This is a genomic window from Pseudomonas sp. ANT_J12, from assembly GCF_008370045.1.
GTDB lineage: Bacteria > Pseudomonadota > Gammaproteobacteria > Pseudomonadales > Pseudomonadaceae > Aquipseudomonas.
The window spans coordinates 330,745-351,025 of sequence record NZ_VOBN01000003.1 but is presented as its reverse complement, the minus strand read 5'-3'; the positions used below and the strand labels follow the sequence as shown (position 1 = coordinate 351,025).

At 59.3% G+C, this 20,281-nt stretch carries 23 protein-coding genes and 1 pseudogene; 10 read left to right on the top strand and 14 right to left on the bottom strand.

Features of this window, described 5'->3' with window-relative positions:
* Positions 1-183 precede the first annotated feature (183 nt).
* Positions 184-855 carry an ATPase gene (locus tag FQ192_RS09860; protein WP_149658445.1) on the top strand — a complete coding sequence of 224 codons (672 nt, stop codon included), beginning with the start codon at positions 184-186 and terminating at the stop codon, positions 853-855.
* 327 nt (positions 856-1,182) lie between these two features.
* A complete protein-coding gene (locus tag FQ192_RS09855; protein WP_149658444.1) occupies positions 1,183-1,968 on the top strand; it encodes a DeoR/GlpR family DNA-binding transcription regulator in 786 nt (261 codons plus the stop codon).
* Between the two features lie 3 nt (positions 1,969-1,971).
* Here the strand turns inward: FQ192_RS09855 and chrA are convergent, their stop codons facing one another.
* Together chrA and FQ192_RS09845 are read right to left on the bottom strand one after the other, a co-directional pair.
* The gene (chrA, locus tag FQ192_RS09850; protein ID WP_256672242.1) at positions 1,972-3,306 is read right to left on the bottom strand and encodes a chromate efflux transporter; all 1,335 of its coding nucleotides are present in this window, start codon (positions 3,304-3,306) and stop codon (positions 1,972-1,974) included.
* A 218-nt stretch (positions 3,307-3,524) separates the two neighbouring features.
* Positions 3,525-4,376: a CAP domain-containing protein gene (locus FQ192_RS09845; RefSeq protein ID WP_149658442.1), complete on the bottom strand. Its 852-nt coding sequence runs from the start codon at positions 4,374-4,376 to the stop codon at positions 3,525-3,527.
* A gap of 131 nt (positions 4,377-4,507) precedes the next feature.
* On the opposite strand from FQ192_RS09845, the gene FQ192_RS09840 reads away from it, so the two are divergent.
* Positions 4,508-5,131 carry a cell wall hydrolase gene (locus FQ192_RS09840; RefSeq protein WP_149658441.1) on the top strand — a complete coding sequence of 208 codons (624 nt, stop codon included), beginning with the start codon at positions 4,508-4,510 and terminating at the stop codon, positions 5,129-5,131.
* Positions 5,132-5,476: 345 nt separating this feature from the next.
* Here the strand turns inward: FQ192_RS09840 and FQ192_RS09835 are convergent, their stop codons facing one another.
* The 6 genes from FQ192_RS09835 to FQ192_RS09810 all read right to left on the bottom strand — a co-directional run bounded on the left by FQ192_RS09835 (position 5,477) and on the right by FQ192_RS09810 (position 9,272).
* Positions 5,477-5,689 carry a YXWGXW repeat-containing protein gene (locus tag FQ192_RS09835; RefSeq protein ID WP_149658440.1) on the bottom strand — a complete coding sequence of 71 codons (213 nt, stop codon included), beginning with the start codon at positions 5,687-5,689 and terminating at the stop codon, positions 5,477-5,479.
* 67 nt (positions 5,690-5,756) lie between these two features.
* On the bottom strand, positions 5,757-6,077 hold the full coding sequence (locus FQ192_RS09830) for a YXWGXW repeat-containing protein (RefSeq protein WP_149658439.1): 321 nt from the start codon (positions 6,075-6,077) through the stop codon (positions 5,757-5,759).
* A 446-nt stretch (positions 6,078-6,523) separates the two neighbouring features.
* Entirely contained in the window at positions 6,524-7,222 is a 699-nt protein-coding gene (locus tag FQ192_RS09825) for a dienelactone hydrolase family protein (protein ID WP_149658438.1), read from the bottom strand.
* Between the two features lie 84 nt (positions 7,223-7,306).
* Complete coding sequence (locus tag FQ192_RS09820) at positions 7,307-7,879, bottom strand: glutathione S-transferase family protein (protein ID WP_149658437.1); 573 nt, start codon at positions 7,877-7,879, stop codon at positions 7,307-7,309.
* Between the two features lie 51 nt (positions 7,880-7,930).
* Complete coding sequence (locus FQ192_RS09815; RefSeq protein ID WP_149658436.1) at positions 7,931-8,446, bottom strand: DoxX family protein; 516 nt, start codon at positions 8,444-8,446, stop codon at positions 7,931-7,933.
* Positions 8,447-8,648: 202 nt separating this feature from the next.
* Complete coding sequence (locus FQ192_RS09810) at positions 8,649-9,272, bottom strand: ferric reductase-like transmembrane domain-containing protein (RefSeq protein WP_149658435.1); 624 nt, start codon at positions 9,270-9,272, stop codon at positions 8,649-8,651.
* Between the two features lie 209 nt (positions 9,273-9,481).
* On the opposite strand from FQ192_RS09810, the gene glsB reads away from it, so the two are divergent.
* The 3 genes and pseudogenes from glsB to FQ192_RS09795 all read left to right on the top strand — a co-directional run.
* On the top strand, positions 9,482-10,390 hold the full coding sequence (gene glsB / locus FQ192_RS09805) for a glutaminase B (RefSeq protein ID WP_149658434.1): 909 nt from the start codon (positions 9,482-9,484) through the stop codon (positions 10,388-10,390).
* 77 nt (positions 10,391-10,467) lie between these two features.
* Positions 10,468-11,970: an aldehyde dehydrogenase family protein gene (locus FQ192_RS09800; RefSeq protein WP_149658433.1), complete on the top strand. Its 1,503-nt coding sequence runs from the start codon at positions 10,468-10,470 to the stop codon at positions 11,968-11,970.
* A gap of 62 nt (positions 11,971-12,032) precedes the next feature.
* Positions 12,033-12,362, top strand: a pseudogene (locus FQ192_RS09795) (BON domain-containing protein); the annotation flags it as partial.
* A gap of 48 nt (positions 12,363-12,410) precedes the next feature.
* Here the strand turns inward: FQ192_RS09795 and FQ192_RS09790 are convergent.
* The 3 genes from FQ192_RS09790 to cynS form a co-directional block, all read right to left on the bottom strand.
* On the bottom strand, positions 12,411-13,073 hold the full coding sequence (locus FQ192_RS09790; protein WP_149658432.1) for a carbonic anhydrase: 663 nt from the start codon (positions 13,071-13,073) through the stop codon (positions 12,411-12,413).
* 34 nt (positions 13,074-13,107) lie between these two features.
* Positions 13,108-13,344, bottom strand: a complete 237-nt coding sequence (locus FQ192_RS09785; RefSeq protein WP_149658431.1) for a DUF2790 domain-containing protein — start codon at positions 13,342-13,344, stop codon at positions 13,108-13,110.
* An 80-nt stretch (positions 13,345-13,424) separates the two neighbouring features.
* A complete protein-coding gene (gene cynS, locus FQ192_RS09780) occupies positions 13,425-13,892 on the bottom strand; it encodes a cyanase (protein ID WP_133836027.1) in 468 nt (155 codons plus the stop codon).
* Positions 13,893-14,017: 125 nt separating this feature from the next.
* Here cynS and cynR point away from each other — a divergent pair, with 125 nt between their 5' ends.
* Complete coding sequence (gene cynR / locus FQ192_RS09775; protein WP_149658430.1) at positions 14,018-14,899, top strand: transcriptional regulator CynR; 882 nt, start codon at positions 14,018-14,020, stop codon at positions 14,897-14,899.
* A gap of 68 nt (positions 14,900-14,967) precedes the next feature.
* On the opposite strand, the gene FQ192_RS09770 is transcribed toward cynR, so the two are convergent.
* A complete protein-coding gene (locus FQ192_RS09770) occupies positions 14,968-15,297 on the bottom strand; it encodes a hypothetical protein (protein ID WP_133836029.1) in 330 nt (109 codons plus the stop codon).
* Between the two features lie 243 nt (positions 15,298-15,540).
* Here FQ192_RS09770 and FQ192_RS09765 point away from each other — a divergent pair, with 243 nt between their 5' ends.
* Positions 15,541-15,810: a hypothetical protein gene (locus tag FQ192_RS09765; protein ID WP_149658429.1), complete on the top strand. Its 270-nt coding sequence runs from the start codon at positions 15,541-15,543 to the stop codon at positions 15,808-15,810.
* Here FQ192_RS09765 and FQ192_RS09760 read toward each other — a convergent pair.
* Together FQ192_RS09760 and FQ192_RS09755 are read right to left on the bottom strand one after the other, a co-directional pair.
* A complete protein-coding gene (locus tag FQ192_RS09760) occupies positions 15,793-16,311 on the bottom strand; it encodes a GNAT family N-acetyltransferase (RefSeq protein ID WP_149658428.1) in 519 nt (172 codons plus the stop codon). The two genes, FQ192_RS09765 and FQ192_RS09760, sit on opposite strands and share 18 nt — an antisense overlap.
* A 16-nt stretch (positions 16,312-16,327) precedes the next feature.
* Complete coding sequence (locus FQ192_RS09755) at positions 16,328-16,957, bottom strand: glutathione S-transferase family protein (protein ID WP_149658427.1); 630 nt, start codon at positions 16,955-16,957, stop codon at positions 16,328-16,330.
* A gap of 349 nt (positions 16,958-17,306) precedes the next feature.
* Here FQ192_RS09755 and FQ192_RS09750 point away from each other — a divergent pair, with 349 nt between their 5' ends.
* Positions 17,307-18,431 (top strand): response regulator, encoded by a 1,125-nt coding sequence (locus FQ192_RS09750; protein WP_149658426.1) that lies wholly within the window; start codon positions 17,307-17,309, stop codon positions 18,429-18,431.
* Between the two features lie 87 nt (positions 18,432-18,518).
* Complete coding sequence (locus FQ192_RS09745; protein ID WP_149658425.1) at positions 18,519-20,228, top strand: EAL domain-containing protein; 1,710 nt, start codon at positions 18,519-18,521, stop codon at positions 20,226-20,228.
* The last annotated feature ends 53 nt before the right edge of the window (positions 20,229-20,281 follow it).

The window sequence follows — 20,281 nt, the reverse complement described above, 5'->3', positions numbered from 1 at the left end:
CGCGGGCAAGCCTCGCTCCTACGAGGATGGCGGAGGCGGTGGAGATCTCTGGCAGGCCTTAACGCCGGGCTTTCCTGACCATTCGTTCAATCGATAGTCATCATCAGAAAATGCGAGTTCTGTTTTTTCAGCATCGGAGGAGGATAGCGTCATACCGATCTCGCTTCTGAAGGAACCTGCGCGATGAGACTCTCAACTGCTTTCGCCCTTGTCGCCGTACTGACCGGCGCTTTCGCCGCCACCGCCCCGGCCTACGCCGCTGACCTGCAGGCTTGTCATTTCGTGCCGATGGGGGATAGCAGCGCCAACCTGCAACATTCTCAATCGGTGGGCGTGCTCTACAGCGAAAACACCGTCAACACCCTCCAATACCTTGAGAACTACCATTCGGTCGCGGTCAACGGCAGCAAGAACGCCGCCCTCGATTCGCGCATCAGCAATGCCTTCATCCAAAGCTCCGATCCGACGCTGGCGATCAACTGGCTGATGGGTTCGCTGCAGAAACAATTCGCCTCGGTCACCGTCTACGACAACCTCGATGCGCTGGTGGCTGCGCACCCGGATGTGGTGGTGATGCTGGACACTTACAGTCGCTTGGTTTCGAAGCGCAACAACCAGGTCGAAGCGCGATTCCTCGCCAAGTTCTACGACGCGAACCTGCAATACATCGGCAAGGCCGAAGGCTCCCGCGAACAGCAAATGCCTTCGGTCTGGGTCCATGGCAAAGCGGCGCCGGAGATCGCGGCGCAAATCGATCAGCAAACCGAGTTGCAGGTGAATGCGTTGAAACAGTTCGATGCATCGCTGAAGGCGTTGGTGACCTCGGGCAATGTGGCGCGGGTGGCGACTAACTGAGGCGATTGCTGCCTCAGTCTTTCCGCCTGTTTCCCAAGACCGCTGATAAGTGATCCACGACCTGCGCTTCAAAAGTGCCTTCGTCGCCATCAGCGCAGAACACCGCGCAGGGCGCCGTGTGCCCGTTCGCGGTGCTGTCGGGCGGTTTGGGCGCGACTGGGGATCCGTTCGACACGAGGGGAAAAAGCATGGCTGATGGCTCAGGGGAAAGGGTCACGACGCTACGGCGTCCCGCAGGTTGCCAGAAAACAAATCCACCACCGCTTCGATTGTTTTTATGCCGCGCTTTGGCTAACCTTGCACAAACCCGCAAGATCAGGCATAAACATGCATCCAGTCATCGAACTTCCTTCCCTGCGCCGACAAAAAATCCTCTTGATCCTGGAACGTGACGGCAAGGTCATGGCCTCCGAGCTCAGCCAGCATTTCGCCGTGTCCGAAGACACCATCCGCCGTGATCTGGCGGAACTGGACAGCGCCGGCCTGGTGCAGCGGGTGCACGGCGGGGCATTGCCGCGGCCCAAGGACAGCGGCAAGGACTACTTCACCCGTGTCAGCGAAACCGATGAAGTGAAAACCCACCTGGCGCAACTGGCCGCGCGGTACGTGCAGGCTGGCCAGATCGTGATTTTCGATTCCGGCTCGACCACGCTGCAGATTGCCCGGTCGTTGCCGGCGGATATCACCATTACTGCCGTTACGGCCTCGCCGATGATCGCGATCACCCTGGCGGAATTCAAAGGCATCAAGGTGATCCTGGCCGGCGGTCAGCTCAATCCGGCGACGATGTCGGCGAGCGGGCATGACACGTTGCGGCTGTTTCAAGGGATCAAGGCGGATTTGCTGTTCACCGGGGTGTGCGCGATTCATCCCGAGGTCGGCATCAGCTCGCTGCACTTCGATGAAGTACCGGTGAAGCAGGCGATGCTCGACAGCGCGGCCCATGTGGTGGCGGTGACCACGGCGGACAAACTGGGCGCGGTGGAGCCCTTTGTGGTTGCGCCTTGCCGACGTATCCAGACGCTGATCACCGAGCGTCATCTGGCGTCGGGCAATGTCGAGGACTATCAGCGGCTGGGCATCGAAGTGGTGCAAGCCGATATGGCGGTTTAAGCGCTAGTGCAACAAATGCACGGCCAGGCCGATCAACCCACAGCCGATCAACACCTCGATCACTCCGCGCTTGAAGCGAAACAACGCGACCGCCGCTGCCATCGCGATCAGCGCCGAAGGCCAGTCGAGGTGGCCGCTGAAGCCGTTGGGCCAGAGCACGTGGTAGCCGAAGAAACCTGCCAGGTTGAGAATTACCCCGACCACGGCGGCGGTAATGGCCGTCAGCGGCGCGGTGAATTTCAGTTCGTTGTGCGTCGACTCCACCAGTGGCCCGCCGGCGAGGATGAACAGGAATGACGGCAGGAAGGTGAACCAGGTGACCAGTGTGGCGGCGAGGGCGCCAGCGAGGAACAGGTGCTCGGCGCCGAACACCTGCTGCACATAGCCGCCGACAAAAGCGACGAAAGCCACCACCATGATCAGCGGCCCGGGCGTGGTTTCGCCCAGCGCCAGACCATCGATCATCTGCGTCGGCGTCAACCAGCCATAGTGACCGACCGCGCCCTGATACACATACGGCAGCACCGCGTAGGCACCACCGAAGGTCAGCAACGCCGCTTTGGTGAAGAACCAGCCCATCTGGGTCAAGGTGCCGTCCCACCCGAACAACGCGGTGAGCACGCCCATCGGCAATGCCCACAGGACGGCGCCGATCAGTGCCAGGCGCAGCAGTTTCATCGCGCTGAAACGGGCATGTTCAGGTGTCGGGGTGTCGTCATCGATCAGTGCCGGGCCGTAGGAGGCGTTCGCTGCGCGGTGGCCGCCGTTGCTGAATTTCTCAGGGACAAGCCGTCCGCCGAAATAACCGATCACGGCCGCCCCCAGCACAATCAGCGGGAACGGCACATTGAACGCAAAAATGACCACGAATGAGGCTGCTGCGATCCCCCACAAACAGCCGTTCTTTAGCGCCCGCGAGCCGATTCGATGGGCCGCCTGCAGCACAATCGCGGTCACCGCCGGCTTGATCCCATAAAACAATCCGGCTACCACCGGCACATCCCCGAAGGCGATGTACACCCAGGACAAGCCAATCAGGATAAACAGCGACGGCAACACAAACAGCACGCCGGCCATCACGCCGCCCAGGGTCCGGTGCATCAGCCAGCCGATGTACGTCGCCAACTGTTGCGCCTCCGGCCCGGGCAACAACATGCAGTAGTTGAGCGCATGTAGAAAACGCCGCTCCGACATCCAGCGCCGACGCTCGACCAATTCCTGATGCATGATCGAAATCTGCCCGGCCGGGCCGCCAAAACTGATGAAGCCGAGCTTGAGCCAGAAGAGGAAGGCTTCGCGTAGGGGTACGGCTTGGGGTTTTGCGAATGTATCGCTCAAGAGGTGAGCCTTTTTCATAGACCGACGGTTTGCTTACAGTAGCGGGGAATAGGTGCGCGCGTTTGATCGTTCCCACCCTCTGCGTGGGAACGATCAAGCACCGCTTCCGTAGGAGCAAAGCTTGCTCGCGAAGACGGCATCACATCCGGCAATGATGTGACTGACACACCGCTATCGCGAGCAAGCTTTGCTCCTACGGGGACGGGTGTGCTTGAGACTTACTGTGTCCCGAACATCGCCGTCCAGTAGATCCCGCCATCACTTTTCGGGTCCACCGCATACGCCGCGCCCAGTTCGTGGAACTGCGGGTTCATCAGGTTGGCGCAGTGCCCCGGGCTGCCGAGCCAGCCATCGACGACTTTGCGGGTAGTGTCTTGGCCGGCGGCGATGTTTTCGCCGATCTGCTGCGCGATGTAGCCGCCCAGTTCCGCGCGGTCACCTGGGGTACTGCCGTCGCGGCCCTTGTGATCGAAGTAGTTATTGTTGGCCATGTCCCGACTGTGGACTTCGGCGACCGCCCCCAAGGTGGCGTTCCAGGCCAGCGGCGTGGTGGCGGCGAACGGCTGGCCGCCGCACTGACGCGGCTGGGCGCGCGCGGCGTTAAGCAATTCCAGCAGCTTCTGACCTTCAGCGGAAGCATCGCCCAGGCGCCCGCTCAACAGCGGACGCGCAAGGACGATGCGCCACTGGCTGCCTTCGCGGCTGACGCCAACATCGATAAATTGCGGGTTCAACACCACCTGACAGAAGCTTTCCTGCACGGCCTTCATGGCCGACGTCGCATCGCGCGGGCCGGACAGGGTGATCGCCTGCACGTTGACCATCGGATACTTCGCCTGCGCCATCGCCTGTTGCAGGTCGATGTTCTGCGTGGCGGACAGCACCAGGCGCGGATCGGCCGCCAGCGGCGGCAACTCCGGCGATGCCTGACCGCCACAACGCTGCACTTGGCTGCGATAGGTATTGATCGACTGAACCAGTTGCGTCTCGTCAGTGGCCAAGGCACTGGTAGCGAACACCAGGCCTGACGACAACGCCGCAACACACAAAACAGATGATAGGACGCGCATGAAAATCCCCCTTGAACGGACTGCGCCCATGATGCGCGATTTCGCCCCGTTCAGGGCACTGCCTTTTCCAATGATTTGCCGACTACAATGAAGCGAAGTCGCCCGCCGACGCCCTGAAGAGCCTGCCCATCATGCGCCTCCCGTGGATTGCCGCCTGCCTTGCCGCCACCCTGCTTGCAGGCCAGGTTTTCGCTGACGACCAGGAGCAAAAAAAAGAAGTGGCCGTGGACAAGGCCCAGGTACTGGAAGAGAAAGCCGCCGACAAAGGCAGCACGGCACCGGCGCCGAAAAAGGCCGAGACCATCACCCAATCCGAAGTCCAGGCTGTCGACCCGGCAGGCACTGCGCCGCTGGACGAAGCCATCACCTGCATGGCCCGCAGTATTTACTGGGAAGCCAAGGGCAAGGACTCCGCCGACATGGAAGCGGTCGCTAACGTGGTGATGAACCGGCTCGGTCATGCGGGCTTTCCGGACACGGTGTGCGGGATCGTCAAGCAAGGCTCGGAAAAGCACGCATGCCAGTTTTCCTGGTGGTGCGACGGCAAGCCGGACACGGCCCAGGAAGACGTGCCCTATGCGATGGCCAAGGAAATCGCGCGCAAGGCGCTGAACAAGCAACTACCGGATCGCACCCATGGCGCGATGTATTTTCATGACCGGACCGTGAAGCCGGATTGGGCGCATGAGTACATCAAGACGGCCCAGATCGGGTTGTTCACGTTTTACAAACCCCATGACGGCGACGCGAAATAGCGCTGTCAGGCGTGGCCCAGCGCAATGGCAAAGGACACCACGATCAGGCAGGCAAGCGCTGTGTTGATATTCATGAGAGGCACATCCGAGCTGTTTTAGGTGGTGCCATCGTGAACAGGTCGGGGGGAAATGAAAAATTCGCTTTCGTGATGTGAATGATCGAAAGAAATGATGGGATCAAAAGTCACAGCTTTATAGGGCTGACGAACACCTTGTGGCGAGGGAGCTTGCTCCCGCTGGACAGCGAAGCAGTCCCCCTTCTTTTTAGGTAGAGAGGGCCGCTTCGCGACCCGGCGGGAGCAAGCTCCCTCGCCACAGGTTCAGTGTCAGCAGACTAGGCCCGCTTCAATACCCCTTCCAATGCCCCGGCACCCACACCCACTCGTTGTGAGCCCATCGATAGTGCCCGGCCACCCAGTGATACCCCGGCGCGGGCATCACCGGGACCATTTCCACCCGTGGTGGCGGGCGGTGCGGGCGGGCCGGTTCGATGACGCAGCCGGACAGGGTGATCGCCATGAGGCCGGCGATAACGGTGGTCTTGAATAGTCGGGACATAGCCAGATTCCTTGATTCAGTCGAACCGGCGCCAGGATGGCGAACCGGCAGGTCTTGCGTTCACGACTCAACGGACCCAGCGCCCTTCGATCCAGTACCAGTTCGGTCCGCGCGCCTCCCAATGACCGGGCATCCAGCGCCCTGCGTGGTGCATCCGTTGCCAATGCCCCGGCGCCCACACATAACCCCGACCGTCCCAGCGCCAGTGGCCGTTGTCCCAGGCATAACCGGGGCGGGCCATGGGCGCCTGCTCCATGCGCGGTGGCGGTGGCGCCTGGCGAATGATGATCTCGGGCTGGGCAAATACCGGCGTGCTCGCCAGCGCCGCGAGCGCCAGGGGAACGAGCAAGACATGCCGCAACTTGATCAAGGGGTGCACAGCTTTCATGACAACTCCTCAGGGCTTGCATCCGAAAGTGGATGTTGCTGATGAATTGGACGTCGTATCGGCAAAAGATTGGGTGCACAGAAAATGAAATTTTTGTCACGTAGGCGGGCAGGGCCAGCACGCACCTGTGGCGAGCCAGCGCCCTCGCCACCAATCTGTAGGAGCGAGGCTTGCCCGCGAAGGCGTCATTCCAGGCGAAAAAAATGGTTGTCTGAAATGACGCCTTCGCGGGCAAGCCTTGCTCCTACAAGGGTTTTGCGTTGGGGTTTTGAGGCGTCATTCCAGGCGACAGAAATGGTTTTCTGGAATGACGCTTTCGCGGGCAAGCCTCGCTCCTACAGGGGCTTTGCGTTGGGTTTTGAGGCGTCATTCCAGGCGACAGAAATGGTTTTCTGGAATGACGCTTTCGCGGGCAAGCCTTGCTCCTACAGGGGGCGGGTTGAGTCTTAGAGTTCCATACCCAGGAAGATCAGGGTATTGCCATGGGCCTCGACCGCTGCACGCTGGTTGTAGCTGTCGCGGTGTGAGCAGTTGAAACCATGCTCGGCCTCCGGGTACACCACAATCTCCACGTTGTCGTTGGTGTCGAAACGCTCAGCGATTTTCTCCACGGCTTCCAGTGGAATGTGGCTGTCCGCTTCGCCGAAGTGCATCAGGATCGGCACCTGGATTTCATCGGCACGGTCCAATTGGTTCTGGATGCCGCCGCCGTAATAGGCGATGGCCACGTCGACGAAGCCGTTGGCGGCAGTGTGGTACGACAGCAAGCCGCCGAAGCAGTAACCGATGGAGGCGATACCGCCATCCAGGCCCGGTTGGGCTTGCAGGGCATCGATGGCCAGTTTGATGTCAGCCTGTGCCGCGTTCACATCGGTGGCATTCATCAGCTCGACCGCGCGTTTCCAGCCGGCCTCGTCGTAGCCCAGCTCGATGCGCGGGCCGCTGCGCCAGAACAGGTCCGGTGCAATCACCAGATAGCCGTCGGCGGCGTACTGCTCGGCAACCGAGCGGATGTGTTCGTTGACGCCGAAGATCTCCTGAATCAACACAATCCCTGGCCCTTTCTGGGTGTGGGGAATCGCCAGGTAAGCACCGAATTTGCCTTCGGGGCTGTCGATTTCGATCCATTGGGTGGTCACGCTCATGGTGGCTCCTGTCTTCGTCAGTGAAAGTTGGATTTATTGCGGTAGGGTCGCCTGGAAACTCGGCAAGGCCTGTAGACGTTTCCATCACTCGGCGAAACCGTCCACGGCAAACACTTGCGCTGCATCGGGTGTCATCGCGATGTAGGCGCAGGCCGGGGCCAGGTAGAAGTCGCTGAAACTGGGGGCAAGCCCGGCGATGAACGGATCATCACCCTTGATCTTCATTAATTCGCGGATCACACGCTTGGAATTTTCGATGCCTTTGCGCCGCGACGCTTCATTCTGCCCACCGATGAAATCCGGAAACAAGTGAAAACCGAACACCGAGACCAGCGCGCCGTAGCCGTAAGAATCGTAGAGCCCCATGGCCATGTGATTACGCGCGCGGTCATGGGCGTTGTCCGGGGTCAGCGACGGGCCGGGCAGCACTTCATCCAGATAGGCCATGATCGCCGCGGTTTCGAGTACCCGGAAACCGTCGTGATCAATCACTGGCACCTTGCCGAAAGGGTGGCGCGCCAGGTGTTCCGGCAGGTGCGGTTCGCCTTTTAAGACGTTGACCTGCACCTGAGTGAAATCCGCGCCTTTCTCGACCAGCAGCATCTTCACCGTGCGCACGTAGGTGCTGCCGTCGAAACCGTAAAGTGTGAGGCTCATGACCATGGCTCCATTTTTTTGAGTATGGGACGTTATCGAGACACTGACGTTTCAGCGGTTAGCGCGACGCCAGAAGAATCGAGCCAGCAGGGCATCCAGACTGAGCTTGCCGGCGCCGGACAGCAACAGCGGCATCAGGGCGACGAGGTAGATCAGTGGCAGCTTGAAGTTACCGTGCCCCTTATTAGTGATGGCGTAGCCCTGGGCAAGTTCACTCAATGTAGACCAATCGGCCGGCCAGTGAACGGCTGCGGTCGCCACCACCGTGACCACGATCAGGATCATCGCCGACACCCGCGTACCCAGGCCCACCAGCAGGGCGAGGGCGCAGATCAGCTCGGCCCACATCGACAACTCCCAGTTCAAATTGGCGGAAACATGGTTGAACGGAAAGGGGAAGGCGTCCTGGATGTCGGCGAACCAGTTCTCGCCGTTCCATTTCTCCAGGCCCGACTCGAAAAACTCCCAGGCAAGGAAAATGCGCAGGGTCAGCGGCGCAATCCAGCTGCCGGCGCGGTCGAGGTTCAGGTGCAGGCCTTTGACGGCCGAAGACAGTGAAGTGTTCATGGGCTTGATCTCCGTTGAGGGCTTTGATCGGCTTGGCCAATCGACCCGCACATTTCATCAAGCGGGTGTATCTGCGGTATGTCGTCGGGATGGGGTTTTAGGCGAGGGGTGTATCGAAAGGGCAGCTGTACACACTCGGATACACGGCCGGATGCAGCATCCGATAACAACGAAATCCCCCCGCAGGAGCTGCGTATTTCAGTCAGGGGTAGGCGTGGCGCTGACTGCGCTTGTTTTTCAACGCGAGTTTGCCCACCCACCGCACGGCAATCGCCGCGCACATGATCCCGAACGGCAGCACATACCAGACGCTCATCGGAATCCGTTTGAAATTGGAATAGGTAAACACCGCCGCAATCACCCACATCCCCGTCACATGCAGGGCTTTCCAGGCTTTGGGACCGATCATTTTTGTGGTGGTTTTGAATGAAGTGATCGCCATCAACACAATGAACAGATAGCCGACCGAGCCGGGGATATTGCCCACCGTGGTACGCCCCGGCCAGAACTCCGGATTCAACTGCCCATAGCTATAGATCAACACCGCATGTACCAGATGCGAAAAGGCAAACGCCAAACCGATAAAGCGCCGCTCGCGCACCAGGGATTTAGTAAAGGGCGAGGGCACCAGCACGGCAAAAGCGGACGCCAGGAACGCCGCCAGAAACAACGCAAACGAGGTCCGTGCCGTGGCGCGAATCGCGCTGCGGGTGGCTTCCACCAGATCCGGGTTGAGGACCAGGATCAGGCCGGTCATCAGCAGTACCAGCAAGGACAGCAGGCCGAACAGCGACCAGCCGTGATAACGCGGGATTGAGGTATTCATGACAGCTACTCCGGAGCAAGGGCCGACCGAGGTCAGCAGACAACCGGAGTGTTCCAGTGCGGTGTGTGGGCGATATGTCCTGAAAGCCTCTTCATGTATCAGCATGTGCGCCAGATACATTCCCCTACAAAACTGTGATCCGTCACGCGCCAGTGGCGTCTAGCGACTGTGTCCCCGCAAACCCATGGGGCGAGACTTCGGAACCCGGCATGCAAGCGCTGTTGAACGAGATCCTTGACGCAGTTCGTCCCCTGATCGGCCAGGGCAAGGTGGCTGACTACATTCCCGCCCTCGGCACGGTGCCGGCCAACCAATTGGGCATTGCCGTGTACGGTAACGACGGCGAACTGTACTGCGCCGGGGACGCCGAGACGCTGTTCTCGGTGCAGAGTATTTCCAAGGTGTTCAGCCTGGTGCAGGCCATCGATCATTCCGGCGAAGCGATCTGGGAACGCCTGGGCCACGAGCCGTCTGGCCAGCCGTTCAACTCCCTGGTGCAGCTGGAATTCGAGCGCGGCCGCCCGCGCAATCCGTTCATCAACGCCGGGGCGCTGGTGATCTGCGACATCAACCAGTCGCGCTTCGCCGCACCGGCCCTGTCGATGCGTGATTTCGTGCGGCGCTTGTCCGGCAACCCGCAAGTGATGGTGGACGGCAAGGTCGCCGAATCCGAATACCAGCACCGCGCGCGCAACGCGGCGATGGCTTACCTGATGCAATCCTTCGGCAATTTCCACAACGACGTCGAAGCAGTACTGCGCAGCTACTTCAGCCACTGCGCGCTGCGCATGAGTTGCGTCGATTTGGCGCGAGCGTTCTGCTTCCTGGCCAATGACGGCTTCTGCAAACACAGCGGCGAACAGATCCTCACCGCCCGGCAGACCCAGCAAGTCAACTCGATCATGGCCACCAGCGGCCTTTACGACGAAGCGGGCAACTTTGCCTACCGCGTCGGCCTGCCCGGCAAGAGCGGCGTCGGTGGCGGGATTGTCGCGGTGGTGCCGGGGCAATTCACGGTGTGCGTGTGGTCGCCGGAGCTGAACGCGGCGGGTAATTCGCTGGCGGGGATGGCGGCGCTGGAGTTGTTGAGCCAGCGGATTGGCTGGTCGGTGTTCTAAGGTCCTGCGCCGGTAATGACGCTTCGGCGAATTTCCTATACATTTTCCGGCCGCCCCCTGCATGGTGAAACCGCTTCATGTCCCTGATGCTCGAACGTCTCGTCGCTGGCACGCCAATCCCTTTTGCCGGTAATCGTGTCTCCGTGGTCAGCCCCGAACTCGCGGCACGTTTTCAGCCCGGTGACCATTTGCTGGTGGAACAGGTCAGCGGCGAATTGTTGTTGATCCCGGTAGTGGACCAGCAAGCAGCGACAGTGGCGATCGAGCGCGCGCAATCGGCGTTCACGGCGATGTCGGCGGTGTCGGACGCGGCCATCAGCAAGTTCTTTGACCTGTTCGCCCAACGCCTGGAAACCGCCGAAACCTGGGCCTTGATCGAAGCCGCGAACCTGGCTGACATCGAGCGCGCCAAGGCTCGCGGGCGTTCCACCACGCGGTTGCTGGCCGATGAGCGCATGCGTCGCGACATGATCGCCGGCCTGCGGGCCTGGCGCGATGCGTCGGCCACGCGCGGCAAAGTCATCAGTTGTGTTGAGCATGACGGCTGGAAAGTCGAGCAAGTGGTGTCGCCGCTGGGCATCGTCGCCTTCGTCTTCGAAGGGCGGCCGAATGTGTTTGCCGACGCCGCTGGCGTACTGCGTACCGGCAACACCGCCGTGCTGCGCATTGGCAGCGACGCGCTGGGCACCGCGCAAGCCATCGTCGCGCACGCGTTGAATCCGGCGCTGGCCGATGCCGGGTTGCCGGCCGGCGCGGTGTCGCTGGTGGAGAGCGTCAATCACGCGGCCGGTTGGGCGATGTTTGCAGATCGACGTCTGTCGCTGGCCGTGGCCCGTGGGTCGGGTCGAGCGGTCAGTCAACTGGGCAGCATCGCCCAACAGGCCGGCACCGCCGTCAGCCTGCATGGCACTGGCGGTGCCTGGCTGATCGCCGATCAAGGCGCGGATGCCACGCGATTTGCCGCCGTGGTGCGCAACTCCCTGGACCGCAAAGTCTGCAACACCCTCAACGTCTGCCTGATCCAGCGCGACCGCGCCGCTGAACTGGTGCCGCTGTTTCTCGACGCCTTGCAACAGGCCGGCACGGCTCGCGGCCAGGGCTGCAAATTGCACATCGTCGAGGGCAGCGAATCATTCCTGCCGAGCGATTGGCAAACCGCTAGCGTCGAGGTCTACCGCGCCGAAGGCTATGTCACCGAAGCGATGGCCGAGCCGCTGGCGGAAGATCAATTGGGTCGCGAGTGGGAGTGGGAAGAAACCCCGGAAGTCAGCTTGAAAATCGTCGACGACCTCGATCAGGCCATCACCTTGTTCAACCGCTACAGCCCGCAATTCACCGTGTCGCTGATCAGTGAAACCGCCGAGGCCCACGAGCGTTTCTACAACGCCGTGAATGCCCCGTTTGTCGGCAACGGCATCACTCGCTGGGTCGACGGCCAATACGCGCTGAACAAGCCGGAACTGGGCCTTTCGAACTGGGAAAGCGGTCGGCTGTTCGCTCGTAGCGCGATTCTGTCCGGCGATGGGGTGTTCACCATTCGCAGCCGCATGACCCAGACCGATTTGTCGGTCAAACGCTGAGCCCTGTAACGGCCGAACTATACTCAAAGGGTGTCTGTGTTTGCGTCATGGAGGTTTTCACCATGAAACTTCATTCCTTTGATCAGTACTCCCATGGCCTGGCGACGGTCGCTCGCGATGCGTGGATTACCGCCAGGGTCAAATCGGCCCTGACCAAGGCCGATTCCGGTCTTGGCCTGCATATCCACGTCAAGACTCACGCCGGTACGGTGGCGTTGAGTGGCCTCGTCGACACCCATAGACAGTGCGAACAGGCGATGGACCTGGCCCGCACGATCAATGGCGTGGTCGATGTCGAGGCCAGCGGTTTGCGCACGCATGTGTTCAAGCCAGGCAGCACGTCAACACCGCCCAATGCGGAAGAAACCACTGAGCGTCGGCGTGAGAACGCAGCGCTCCCGTTAACCGGGGGCGCTGCGTCGGGTATCGATGTTCATCTCTCAAGCGGCGGCGTCTACGGAGCGCGCTTGAATCGCGCACGTCACCGGATGCTCGGCCAAGGACACAAAGCGGCGGCTGTCAGCGTCCAGCGCGTCAATCGAACCGGTCTCGATGTCGTACACCCAACCGTGCAGGTTCAACAGGCCTTTTTCCTGGGCCAGGCGTACGCTCGGGTGGGTCTGGATATTTGCCAGTTGCGCGATGACGTTCTCGCGCACCATCGAACTGACCTTGGCCGCTTCATTGGCGTGGGTGCGGGATTCATTGATGACCTTGGCCGACTCGGCGTGTTGCAACCAGCCGCTGACGGCGGGCAGGTGATCCATGCATTTGCACTTGGCCACGGCGGTCATGGCGCCGCAGTCGGAATGGCCGCAGATCACGATGTCCGTCACGCCGAGCACGGCGACCGCGTATTCGACCGTGGCCGAGACACCACCGGGGTGGGGGCTGTAGGACGGCACGATGTTGCCGGCGTTGCGGATCACAAACAGCTCACCGGGTTCTTGCTGGGTCAGCAGTTCCGGGACCACGCGACTGTCGGAACAGGTGATGAACAACGTGCCGGGGTGCTGGGTGGTGGCCAGGTGTTTGAACAGGTCGGTGCGTTGTGGAAAGGCTTCGTTCTGGAACTTCAAAAAACCGTCGATGAGCGCTTTCATGTGTGCTTCCTCATAAGTGCTGAACGGGGGCGGCTCAGTTCGAGCAGCCGGTGCCGAATTCGCTGTATTGCAGAATGTGGGTCAAGCCTTTGGAATCGAGATACGTCATCTCCACCGGTGCCGGGCCGCAGACATCGGCGACCGGGGTGATGCTGACGACTTGGGCGATATCCAGGTCCATGCCGTACTGGTAGGCGACGGCGCTGTCCTGGGCCTGAGCCTGGGTTGCCAGGCCGGCGATCAGCGAGAGTGCGAGCAGAAATTTGTGCATGGGGCAGCCTCCAGATGAACGTGGTGAGTGGAAGAGGTCGGGGTGGTTGGCCCGCACGTTAAGTGCGGGCCGGTACTGAGTTAGAAAGGACGCAGTGGCAGGAACTTGCCGTCCAGGGTGATCACGGCGCGGGAGCCGCCTTCCGGGTCTTCGACTTTCTTCATGTCGAGCTTGAAGTTGATGGCGCTGATGATGCCGTCGCCGAATTGCTCATGCACCAGGGCTTTCAAGGTGGTGCCGTAGATCTGGATCATTTCGTGGAAGCGGTAGATGGTCGGGTCGGTCGGCACACCCGAAAGGCTGCCGCGCAGCGGGATGATCTGCAGACGGGCAATGCTGTCAGCGTCCAGGTCTAGCTTCTCGCCAACCACTTTGGCGGCGGCTTCCGGCAGTGGGTGCTGGCCGAGCAGGGCGGCGGTGACGTACGCCAGGCCCAGGCCGGTGCCGTCGGTCAGGTCCTGCCAGGACAGGTTTTTGCGCGCCTTGGCGTCGAGGATCGAAGTGGTCAGGGCCAGACTCTGGTCGTTGTAAGCGTGGGACTGTTGCATGGTGTGACTCCTTTATCGGATGGGGTTGTTGCTGTGTGTGGAGCAATCTTCTGCCGATTGATCCATAGCGTCCAAGACCGATATACAATGCGCAGCATAAGCACAGCCTATAGATGGATTTGCCCATGCTGCTCCGACATCTGCGTTACCTGATCGCCGTCGCCGACCACGGCGGCTTCACCCGCGCCGCCGAAGCGCTGCACGTCTCTCAGCCGACCCTGTCGCAACAGATCCGGCAATTGGAAGAAACCCTGGGCGTCAGTCTGTTCGACCGCACTTCGCGCACGGTCAAACCCACCGACGCCGGCGTGGCCTACATCGAATGCGCCCGGCGGGTGCTGGTGGAGCTGGAGGCGGGAAAGCGCGCGTTGCATGACGTGAAGGATTTGTCCCGTGGCACCTTGCGTCTGGCGATGACGCCGACCTTCATGGCGTATTTGGTGGGGCCGCTGGTGCGCGATTACTCGGCACGCTTCCCGAACATCCATCTGGAGATTTTCGAACTGTCCATGGACGACATCGAGGCCGGGCTGGCGGACGACTCACTGGACATCGCCATTGCCTTTACGCCGGTGCGTAATCCCGAGATCGAATGCATCCCGGCGTTTGTCGAGACGCTGGGACTGATGGTCGGGCGTGATCATCCGTTGTATGAAAGCCAAGGGACGCTGGCGCCGAGCGAGGTGGCGCAACTGGAGTTTGCGTTGCTGGCGCCGGAGTTCATCACTCGATCATCCATCGATGACTACTTTCGCCAACAGGCCATCACCCCCAAAGTGGTGATCGAGGTGAATTCGGTGAGTACGTTGCTGGAGGTGATTCGGCATACGGCGGTCGCGACCATTTTGCCGGAGGCGATTGCCACCGAGGATCGGGCGTTGCGCAAGATTGCGTTGCAGGGTGAAGCGCCGCAGCGGGGCGCGGCGTTGTTGCGCAGGAAGAACAATTACCACAGTGCGGCGGCGTTGGCGTTTGTGGAGTTGGTGTTGGAAATGAAGCCTGTTTAGTGGCGGTAAACGTCGCGCATAAAAAAGGGCCTGCTCCTTGAGGGGAGCAGGCCCTTTTTCAATCTTGATTAATAGAACCGATCAATCACCCGAACTTCGTTCTGGTTCTGCATCGATGCCCACGCCTGTTTCAGAGTTTGCAGAACATTACCGATGAAGTCCTTATCGGCCGCGGCTTTCTTGCCGACATAACCCTGGCCGCGACGGTACATCTTCAATCGGGCCAGCAAGTTCTGGTTGTTCTGGTCGAACTCTGCTTCGTGAGCATGGGGCGACAGGCAGTCCATGTGCACCTGGCCCGACTTGCTGATCCACAGGATATGGCTGTCGTGGCTGTCTTTTTGCGCAGCGAACATACGAGCCAGTTCATCGATAGTCGGTTGATTGTTCAGATTCATCATTAAGCCCCTTGACCATTTGGTGATCTTTCAAAGTTGATTCGCTAATACCGGTAGCCCATCGGTTAGTTGATCCCTGGCACCGAAACCAGGACGTCAGCGGTCAGCCGCCAAATTGACGGGGTCTCGCGTCTGTTGCATGTAGTCGTGTTGAATAACTGCTACGCAATAGCGTCACAACGAAGAGAAGCGGCGAAAACCTTAAGGCCACTGCCGACGTTTTCAGGGTCGGCCACAAGCTTCATGAGTACGTTTCGCCAGCGCTTCTCGTCCTTGTACTGGACGTTCGGGCCAGGTCAGCTTCTTCAATCTGCCTTGTGGGCAGCGTGTATCCGGGAAAAACAGCTCGGCGGTCAGACGAGCTTGCTCAAACGTGTTGCCTGTACTCCCGATCGGGGAGTTGCCTGCATCATGCAAGGGCAAATCGACGGCGTCAACGATTATGTAGTGATTATTTTTAGTCACTACATATTGTCGGACAAAGTGGTTTTGGAATTAGGAAAGGGCGGCTGAAGGGCTGTGGGGCGCGGTTTCAAAGCGGTAGAGCGTGCAGGGATAACCGTCCACTGCCAGTTGATGCGTTGTGAATTCTCCCGAGGTGAGCGCAGGCATCTCTCGGGCCCAAAACCGCCGTGCAGGCGGGTTCGCGTCGATGTGGAAAATTTGCCATTGACCGGGCAATCGGCTCAAGAGGGCAGAGACGACAAACTTCGCGACGCCTTGGCCACGAAAGCGTCGACAGACAAAAAAGTAGCCGATGTTGAATTCGGCCCCGGCCACGTGTGTATCGTCATCGACGGTCACGAACCCGGCCAATTCGCCGTCAACCCAGATCAGGAATGGCTGCGTCGCCGGATTGCGCCAGTAACCCGGCTTGGGCTGGATATTGAATAAACCATGCTCGCCAAGCTTCAGCGGCAGCCACTCGCTGAAGTCATACACGTAGAACTGCATCAGGTTTTCAATCGTCTGCAGCTCATCGCGCTGGGCGGCGTGAAGTTCTATTCGAGACATGGCGAATCTTTAAGGCTCAGTTGGGCGCGAAGTCATATTTTCCGCCTGTTTTCAACGCCGCGGCATAGGCCGGGCGGGCCTGGAAACGTTCAACCCACGCAGCGATGTGCGGATAGTCACGCAACTTGCCCTGGGCCCGGGCGATCTCGCCGATAAAGCTCATCTGGATATCCGCAGCGCTGAACTCATCGCCGAGCAGGTAATCGGAGCCGCTCAGTGCGGTGTCGAGGTAGCTCAGGTAGTTGGCCACTTCCGAATTGATCCGTGGATGCAGCGGCGCACCGGCTTCACCCAACTTGCCGACATACAGATTGAGCATCAGTGGCAGCATGGCCGAGCCTTCGGCGAAGTGCAGCCATTGCACGTATTGATCGTAGGCGGCGGTGGACGGATCAGGTTGCAAACGACCCTGGCCATGACGGCGGATCAGGTAGTCGATGATCGCGGCGGACTCGATCAGCTTCTGCGCGCCATCCTCGATTACCGGGGACTTGCCCAGGGCATCGATGGCTTTCAGCTCCGGTGGCGCGAGGTTGGTCTTCGGATCGCGCTGATAGAGCTTCAGTTCGTAGGGGATGGCCAGTTCTTCGAGCAGCCAGAGAATGCGCTGGGAACGGGAGTTGTTCAGGTGGTGAACGATGATCATGGTCGGTGCCTTTTCAGAAAGTGGGGCTAACGCCTGGCTTGAGCAACACTAGACCATTCGGGGCTTGCCGAAGTGCCCTCAGGCGTTGCGGTCATCTTCAACTTCCGCCAAATGCCTCGCGAGCCTGTGCCTTGTTGAGCGCTTGTATAGTTTGCTGGTGAGGAATAGATTCGAGCCTCAAGGATGCCATCTTGCCATCAGCCAAAGGGAAATTGCCGTGACTGACTCAAATTCGCTTGGTTACAACCTCATCCATTGATCTCAACGACATCAATTTTTTGCAGGTGGCCGATAATCCTGGTTCCTAAGGCGTTGTGAAGTTGCGTGTCAATCCAGTGAGGATTACCGAATGCGAGTGATGATTCTGGATGATGACCCCTGGATATCAGATCTTTTAAAACAGCTCGTGTTGAGCATCCGCCCGGTTGCGCAAATCGATTGCTTTATCGATGTCGCCAGTGCGTTAGACGCTTGGCAGCCGAACACGTACCAGTTGGTTATGGCCGACTGGAATCTGCCGGATGCTCCCGGCGTCAACCTGCTGCAGAAAATTCGCGAAAAAGACCAGGATACGCCGCTGATCATGATCACCGGTCGCGCTGATCGAGACAGCGTGCTGGCGGTAAAATCGCTGCGGATCAGCGCTTTTTTCACCAAGCCATTCCAGGTTTCGCGCGTCGTACAGTTTCTCGACGCACTCCTTCCGCTTGATGAGCCCCCCCAGACCGTCACGCTCAATACTGAAGACCTGATCAGCTATCTCAGTGGTTTGTCTGCCGATGAGTTGGACTTGCCTTTGCTGGCCTCGGTAAAGGACAAGCTTCAACTAGGCTATGGCGGGGCGTCGATGGATTTGCGCGAACACGCCAATGACTGGCAGCACGACCCGGCGCTGTGCGCCCATTTGATCGCGGCAGCCAACGGTGCCGCGTATCTCGGGCTCGGCCAGCGCTGCACGAATTTGAACGGTGCCCTGACACGGTTAGGAGGGCTTACCAGCGTGAACCTGGCGATTAGCCAGGCCCTGCGACAGACTAATACTCAACTTGACGGCATGTTGATGACGCTCGTCCAGGCTCATTTGGATGATGCTGAGCAGTTGGCTGAGAAGGTTGTTCTATTGGCTCAACAATGCGGTTTGGACCCTGCACCCTTGCAGTGTGCAGCCCTGTTGCACCGCATGGGCGAGCTCTGTGTGCTTTACCAGACCCGGAAATGGGAGAACCAGGGCAATAGCGTGGACGAAGAAACGCTCTCGCACGCTGTCCGCGATTTTGCAGCGCCTTTTGCCGTTCGCTTGAAAGCACGCTGGGGACTGCCTATGGTTCTACGTGAGTTGATAGGCGCTATTTATGCGCTGCCTCCCATGCAAGTTCGGCGCGAACAAGTGGTGATGCGCCTTGCCGCCGCCATGAACAACGGTGAATCCGAAGCTGACGTCGAAAGACTGCAACGATTGGCCGGCCTGGCCTGAGCCAGGCCGGCTGGATGTTCCGGTGCAGATAGAAGCTGTTCAGGATGGCTTGTCACTCAATGAAAGGGATTTGGCAGGAGTAACGGAATGCACGACAAGACGTTCAGTCTCAAACCCATCCTCCTGATCGTCGATGACCAAGTCACCGATCTAAGAGTCCTGAGCACGGCAGTGAAAGATTTAGCTGAGGTCTATATCGCCCAAAATGGTCAGCAGGCGCTTGAGATTGCGCGCCAATTCAGGCCCGATGTGGTTTTGCTCGACATAGAAATGCCAGGCATGAGCGGCTTCGAGGTGTGTCGGGCGCTAAAGTCTGATCCCGAACTGTTGGATGCAGCGGTCATTTTTGTCAGCGCTCATACGCAGACAGCCGATGAGCTGCTCGCTCTGGAGTGCGGCGGCGTGGACTTCATTCAAAAGCCGCTGAATGTCCCGGTTGCCAGAGCCCGCATCAAAGCTCATATCGCCTTGCGCAAGGAGGCGAAGAGGCTTGCCAATCACGATGCATTGACCGGGCTGCCCAACAGAATACTGTTGCAGGATCGTACCGAGCAGGCGCTACAAAAGGCTCGTCGCAACCATGGCCGTGTGGCGATGCTGCTGCTGGATCTGGATAACTTCAAAGTCATCAACGATTCGATGGGCCACTCGGTCGGCGATTTGGTGTTGCAAGAGGTTGCATCGCGATTGTCGAGATCCCTGCGCTTGGAGGATACCGTCAGCAGACAAGGAGGGGACGAGTTCATCCTCCTCCTGCCAGAGGTAGTCAGTTTCGATGCCGTTGGCGACTTCGCTGAAAGGGTGCTCGCCACAATCTCCAGTCCTTTTTCAATCCAGGCAAACCGATACGACCTTTGCGCGAGCATCGGCATCAGTGTGTTCCCTGAAGACAGCTGCGATGTGGAATCGCTTTACCGGCACGCCGATGCCGCCATGTACCAGGCGAAGCTTTCAGGCCGTAATCGCTATTGTTTTTTCTCTTCACATATCGAGAGCAGCCTGCGTGCCAGGCACCTACTTGAGCGCCATATGCGTAGCGCCCTGGAAGAAGGTGTTTTCGAGGTTTTTTACCAGGCGAAAATTGATGCCCGGTATCACCGGATCATCGGGATGGAGGCGCTGATCCGCTGGCGCAATCATGACGGTGTCTTGATTTCACCAGCCGATTTCATTCCTCTGGCAGAGGAAACCGGGCTGATCATTCCCATTGGAAAATACGTTCTGCTCCAGGCCTGCAAGGACACGAGGGTGCTTCGTGAGCAGGGTCATGACATTTCTATTAGCGTGAACATCTCTGCCGTGCAGTTTCGCGAAGCCTCCTTTCTGGACATGGTGAAAAGCATCCTGGTCGAATCCGGACTGGAAGCAAGATTCCTGGAACTGGAGATTACCGAAGGGGTGCTGGCCAGGGAAATTGATAACGCTCGAGAGACCCTCTTTCTTCTCAAGAACCTCGGGGTTCGCATTTCGATCGACGATTTCGGCACCGGTTATTCGAGCCTGGCTTATCTCAAGCGATTTCCCATTGATGTGCTGAAAATAGACCAGAGCTTTGTGCGAGATATGCTCACCGACAAAAGCGATTCGGCAATCATTGAAGCGATCATCAAGCTGGGCCAGGCGCTAGGACTTGAATTGGTGGCCGAAGGTGTAGAAACCCAGGAACAGGCCGATACGCTTCTGAGGCAGGGCTGCCAGATCATGCAAGGTTATTTGTATTGCCGTCCGATTCCTTTTACTCAGATATCTTCATTTTTATCGTCCGGGCTTAACGTTGATGTTGCGCATACGAACTAAGCTGCTGACGCCCCCCCAACTGGGTTAGAACCTTAAAATTTGAAGGCTTTCAG

Excerpts from the sequence above, each read along its gene's own strand:
- cynS (WP_133836027.1), bottom strand. The coding sequence starts at position 13,892 with ATGCAACAGTCCCACGCTTACAACGACCAGAGTCTGGCCCTGACCACT.
- FQ192_RS09770 (WP_133836029.1), bottom strand. The coding sequence starts at position 15,297 with ATGAATCTGAACAATCAACCGACTATCGATGAACTGGCTCGTATGTTC.
- FQ192_RS09845 (WP_149658442.1), bottom strand. The coding sequence starts at position 4,376 with ATGCGCGTCCTATCATCTGTTTTGTGTGTTGCGGCGTTGTCGTCAGGC.
- FQ192_RS09745 (WP_149658425.1), top strand. The coding sequence starts at position 18,519 with ATGCACGACAAGACGTTCAGTCTCAAACCCATCCTCCTGATCGTCGAT.
- FQ192_RS09810 (WP_149658435.1), bottom strand. The coding sequence starts at position 9,272 with ATGAATACCTCAATCCCGCGTTATCACGGCTGGTCGCTGTTCGGCCTG.
- FQ192_RS09830 (WP_149658439.1), bottom strand. The coding sequence starts at position 6,077 with ATGAAAGCTGTGCACCCCTTGATCAAGTTGCGGCATGTCTTGCTCGTT.
- FQ192_RS09825 (WP_149658438.1), bottom strand. The coding sequence starts at position 7,222 with ATGAGCGTGACCACCCAATGGATCGAAATCGACAGCCCCGAAGGCAAA.
- FQ192_RS09820 (WP_149658437.1), bottom strand. The coding sequence starts at position 7,879 with ATGAGCCTCACACTTTACGGTTTCGACGGCAGCACCTACGTGCGCACG.
- FQ192_RS09760 (WP_149658428.1), bottom strand. The coding sequence starts at position 16,311 with ATGTCTCGAATAGAACTTCACGCCGCCCAGCGCGATGAGCTGCAGACG.
- FQ192_RS09835 (WP_149658440.1), bottom strand. The coding sequence starts at position 5,689 with ATGTCCCGACTATTCAAGACCACCGTTATCGCCGGCCTCATGGCGATC.
- FQ192_RS09785 (WP_149658431.1), bottom strand. The coding sequence starts at position 13,344 with ATGCACAAATTTCTGCTCGCACTCTCGCTGATCGCCGGCCTGGCAACC.
- cynR (WP_149658430.1), top strand. The coding sequence starts at position 14,018 with ATGCTGCTCCGACATCTGCGTTACCTGATCGCCGTCGCCGACCACGGC.
- glsB (WP_149658434.1), top strand. The coding sequence starts at position 9,482 with ATGCAAGCGCTGTTGAACGAGATCCTTGACGCAGTTCGTCCCCTGATC.
- FQ192_RS09750 (WP_149658426.1), top strand. The coding sequence starts at position 17,307 with ATGCGAGTGATGATTCTGGATGATGACCCCTGGATATCAGATCTTTTA.
- FQ192_RS09860 (WP_149658445.1), top strand. The coding sequence starts at position 184 with ATGAGACTCTCAACTGCTTTCGCCCTTGTCGCCGTACTGACCGGCGCT.
- FQ192_RS09790 (WP_149658432.1), bottom strand. The coding sequence starts at position 13,073 with ATGAAAGCGCTCATCGACGGTTTTTTGAAGTTCCAGAACGAAGCCTTT.
- FQ192_RS09840 (WP_149658441.1), top strand. The coding sequence starts at position 4,508 with ATGCGCCTCCCGTGGATTGCCGCCTGCCTTGCCGCCACCCTGCTTGCA.
- FQ192_RS09755 (WP_149658427.1), bottom strand. The coding sequence starts at position 16,957 with ATGATCATCGTTCACCACCTGAACAACTCCCGTTCCCAGCGCATTCTC.
- FQ192_RS09815 (WP_149658436.1), bottom strand. The coding sequence starts at position 8,446 with ATGAACACTTCACTGTCTTCGGCCGTCAAAGGCCTGCACCTGAACCTC.
- FQ192_RS09800 (WP_149658433.1), top strand. The coding sequence starts at position 10,468 with ATGTCCCTGATGCTCGAACGTCTCGTCGCTGGCACGCCAATCCCTTTT.
- FQ192_RS09855 (WP_149658444.1), top strand. The coding sequence starts at position 1,183 with ATGCATCCAGTCATCGAACTTCCTTCCCTGCGCCGACAAAAAATCCTC.
- FQ192_RS09765 (WP_149658429.1), top strand. The coding sequence starts at position 15,541 with ATGAGTACGTTTCGCCAGCGCTTCTCGTCCTTGTACTGGACGTTCGGG.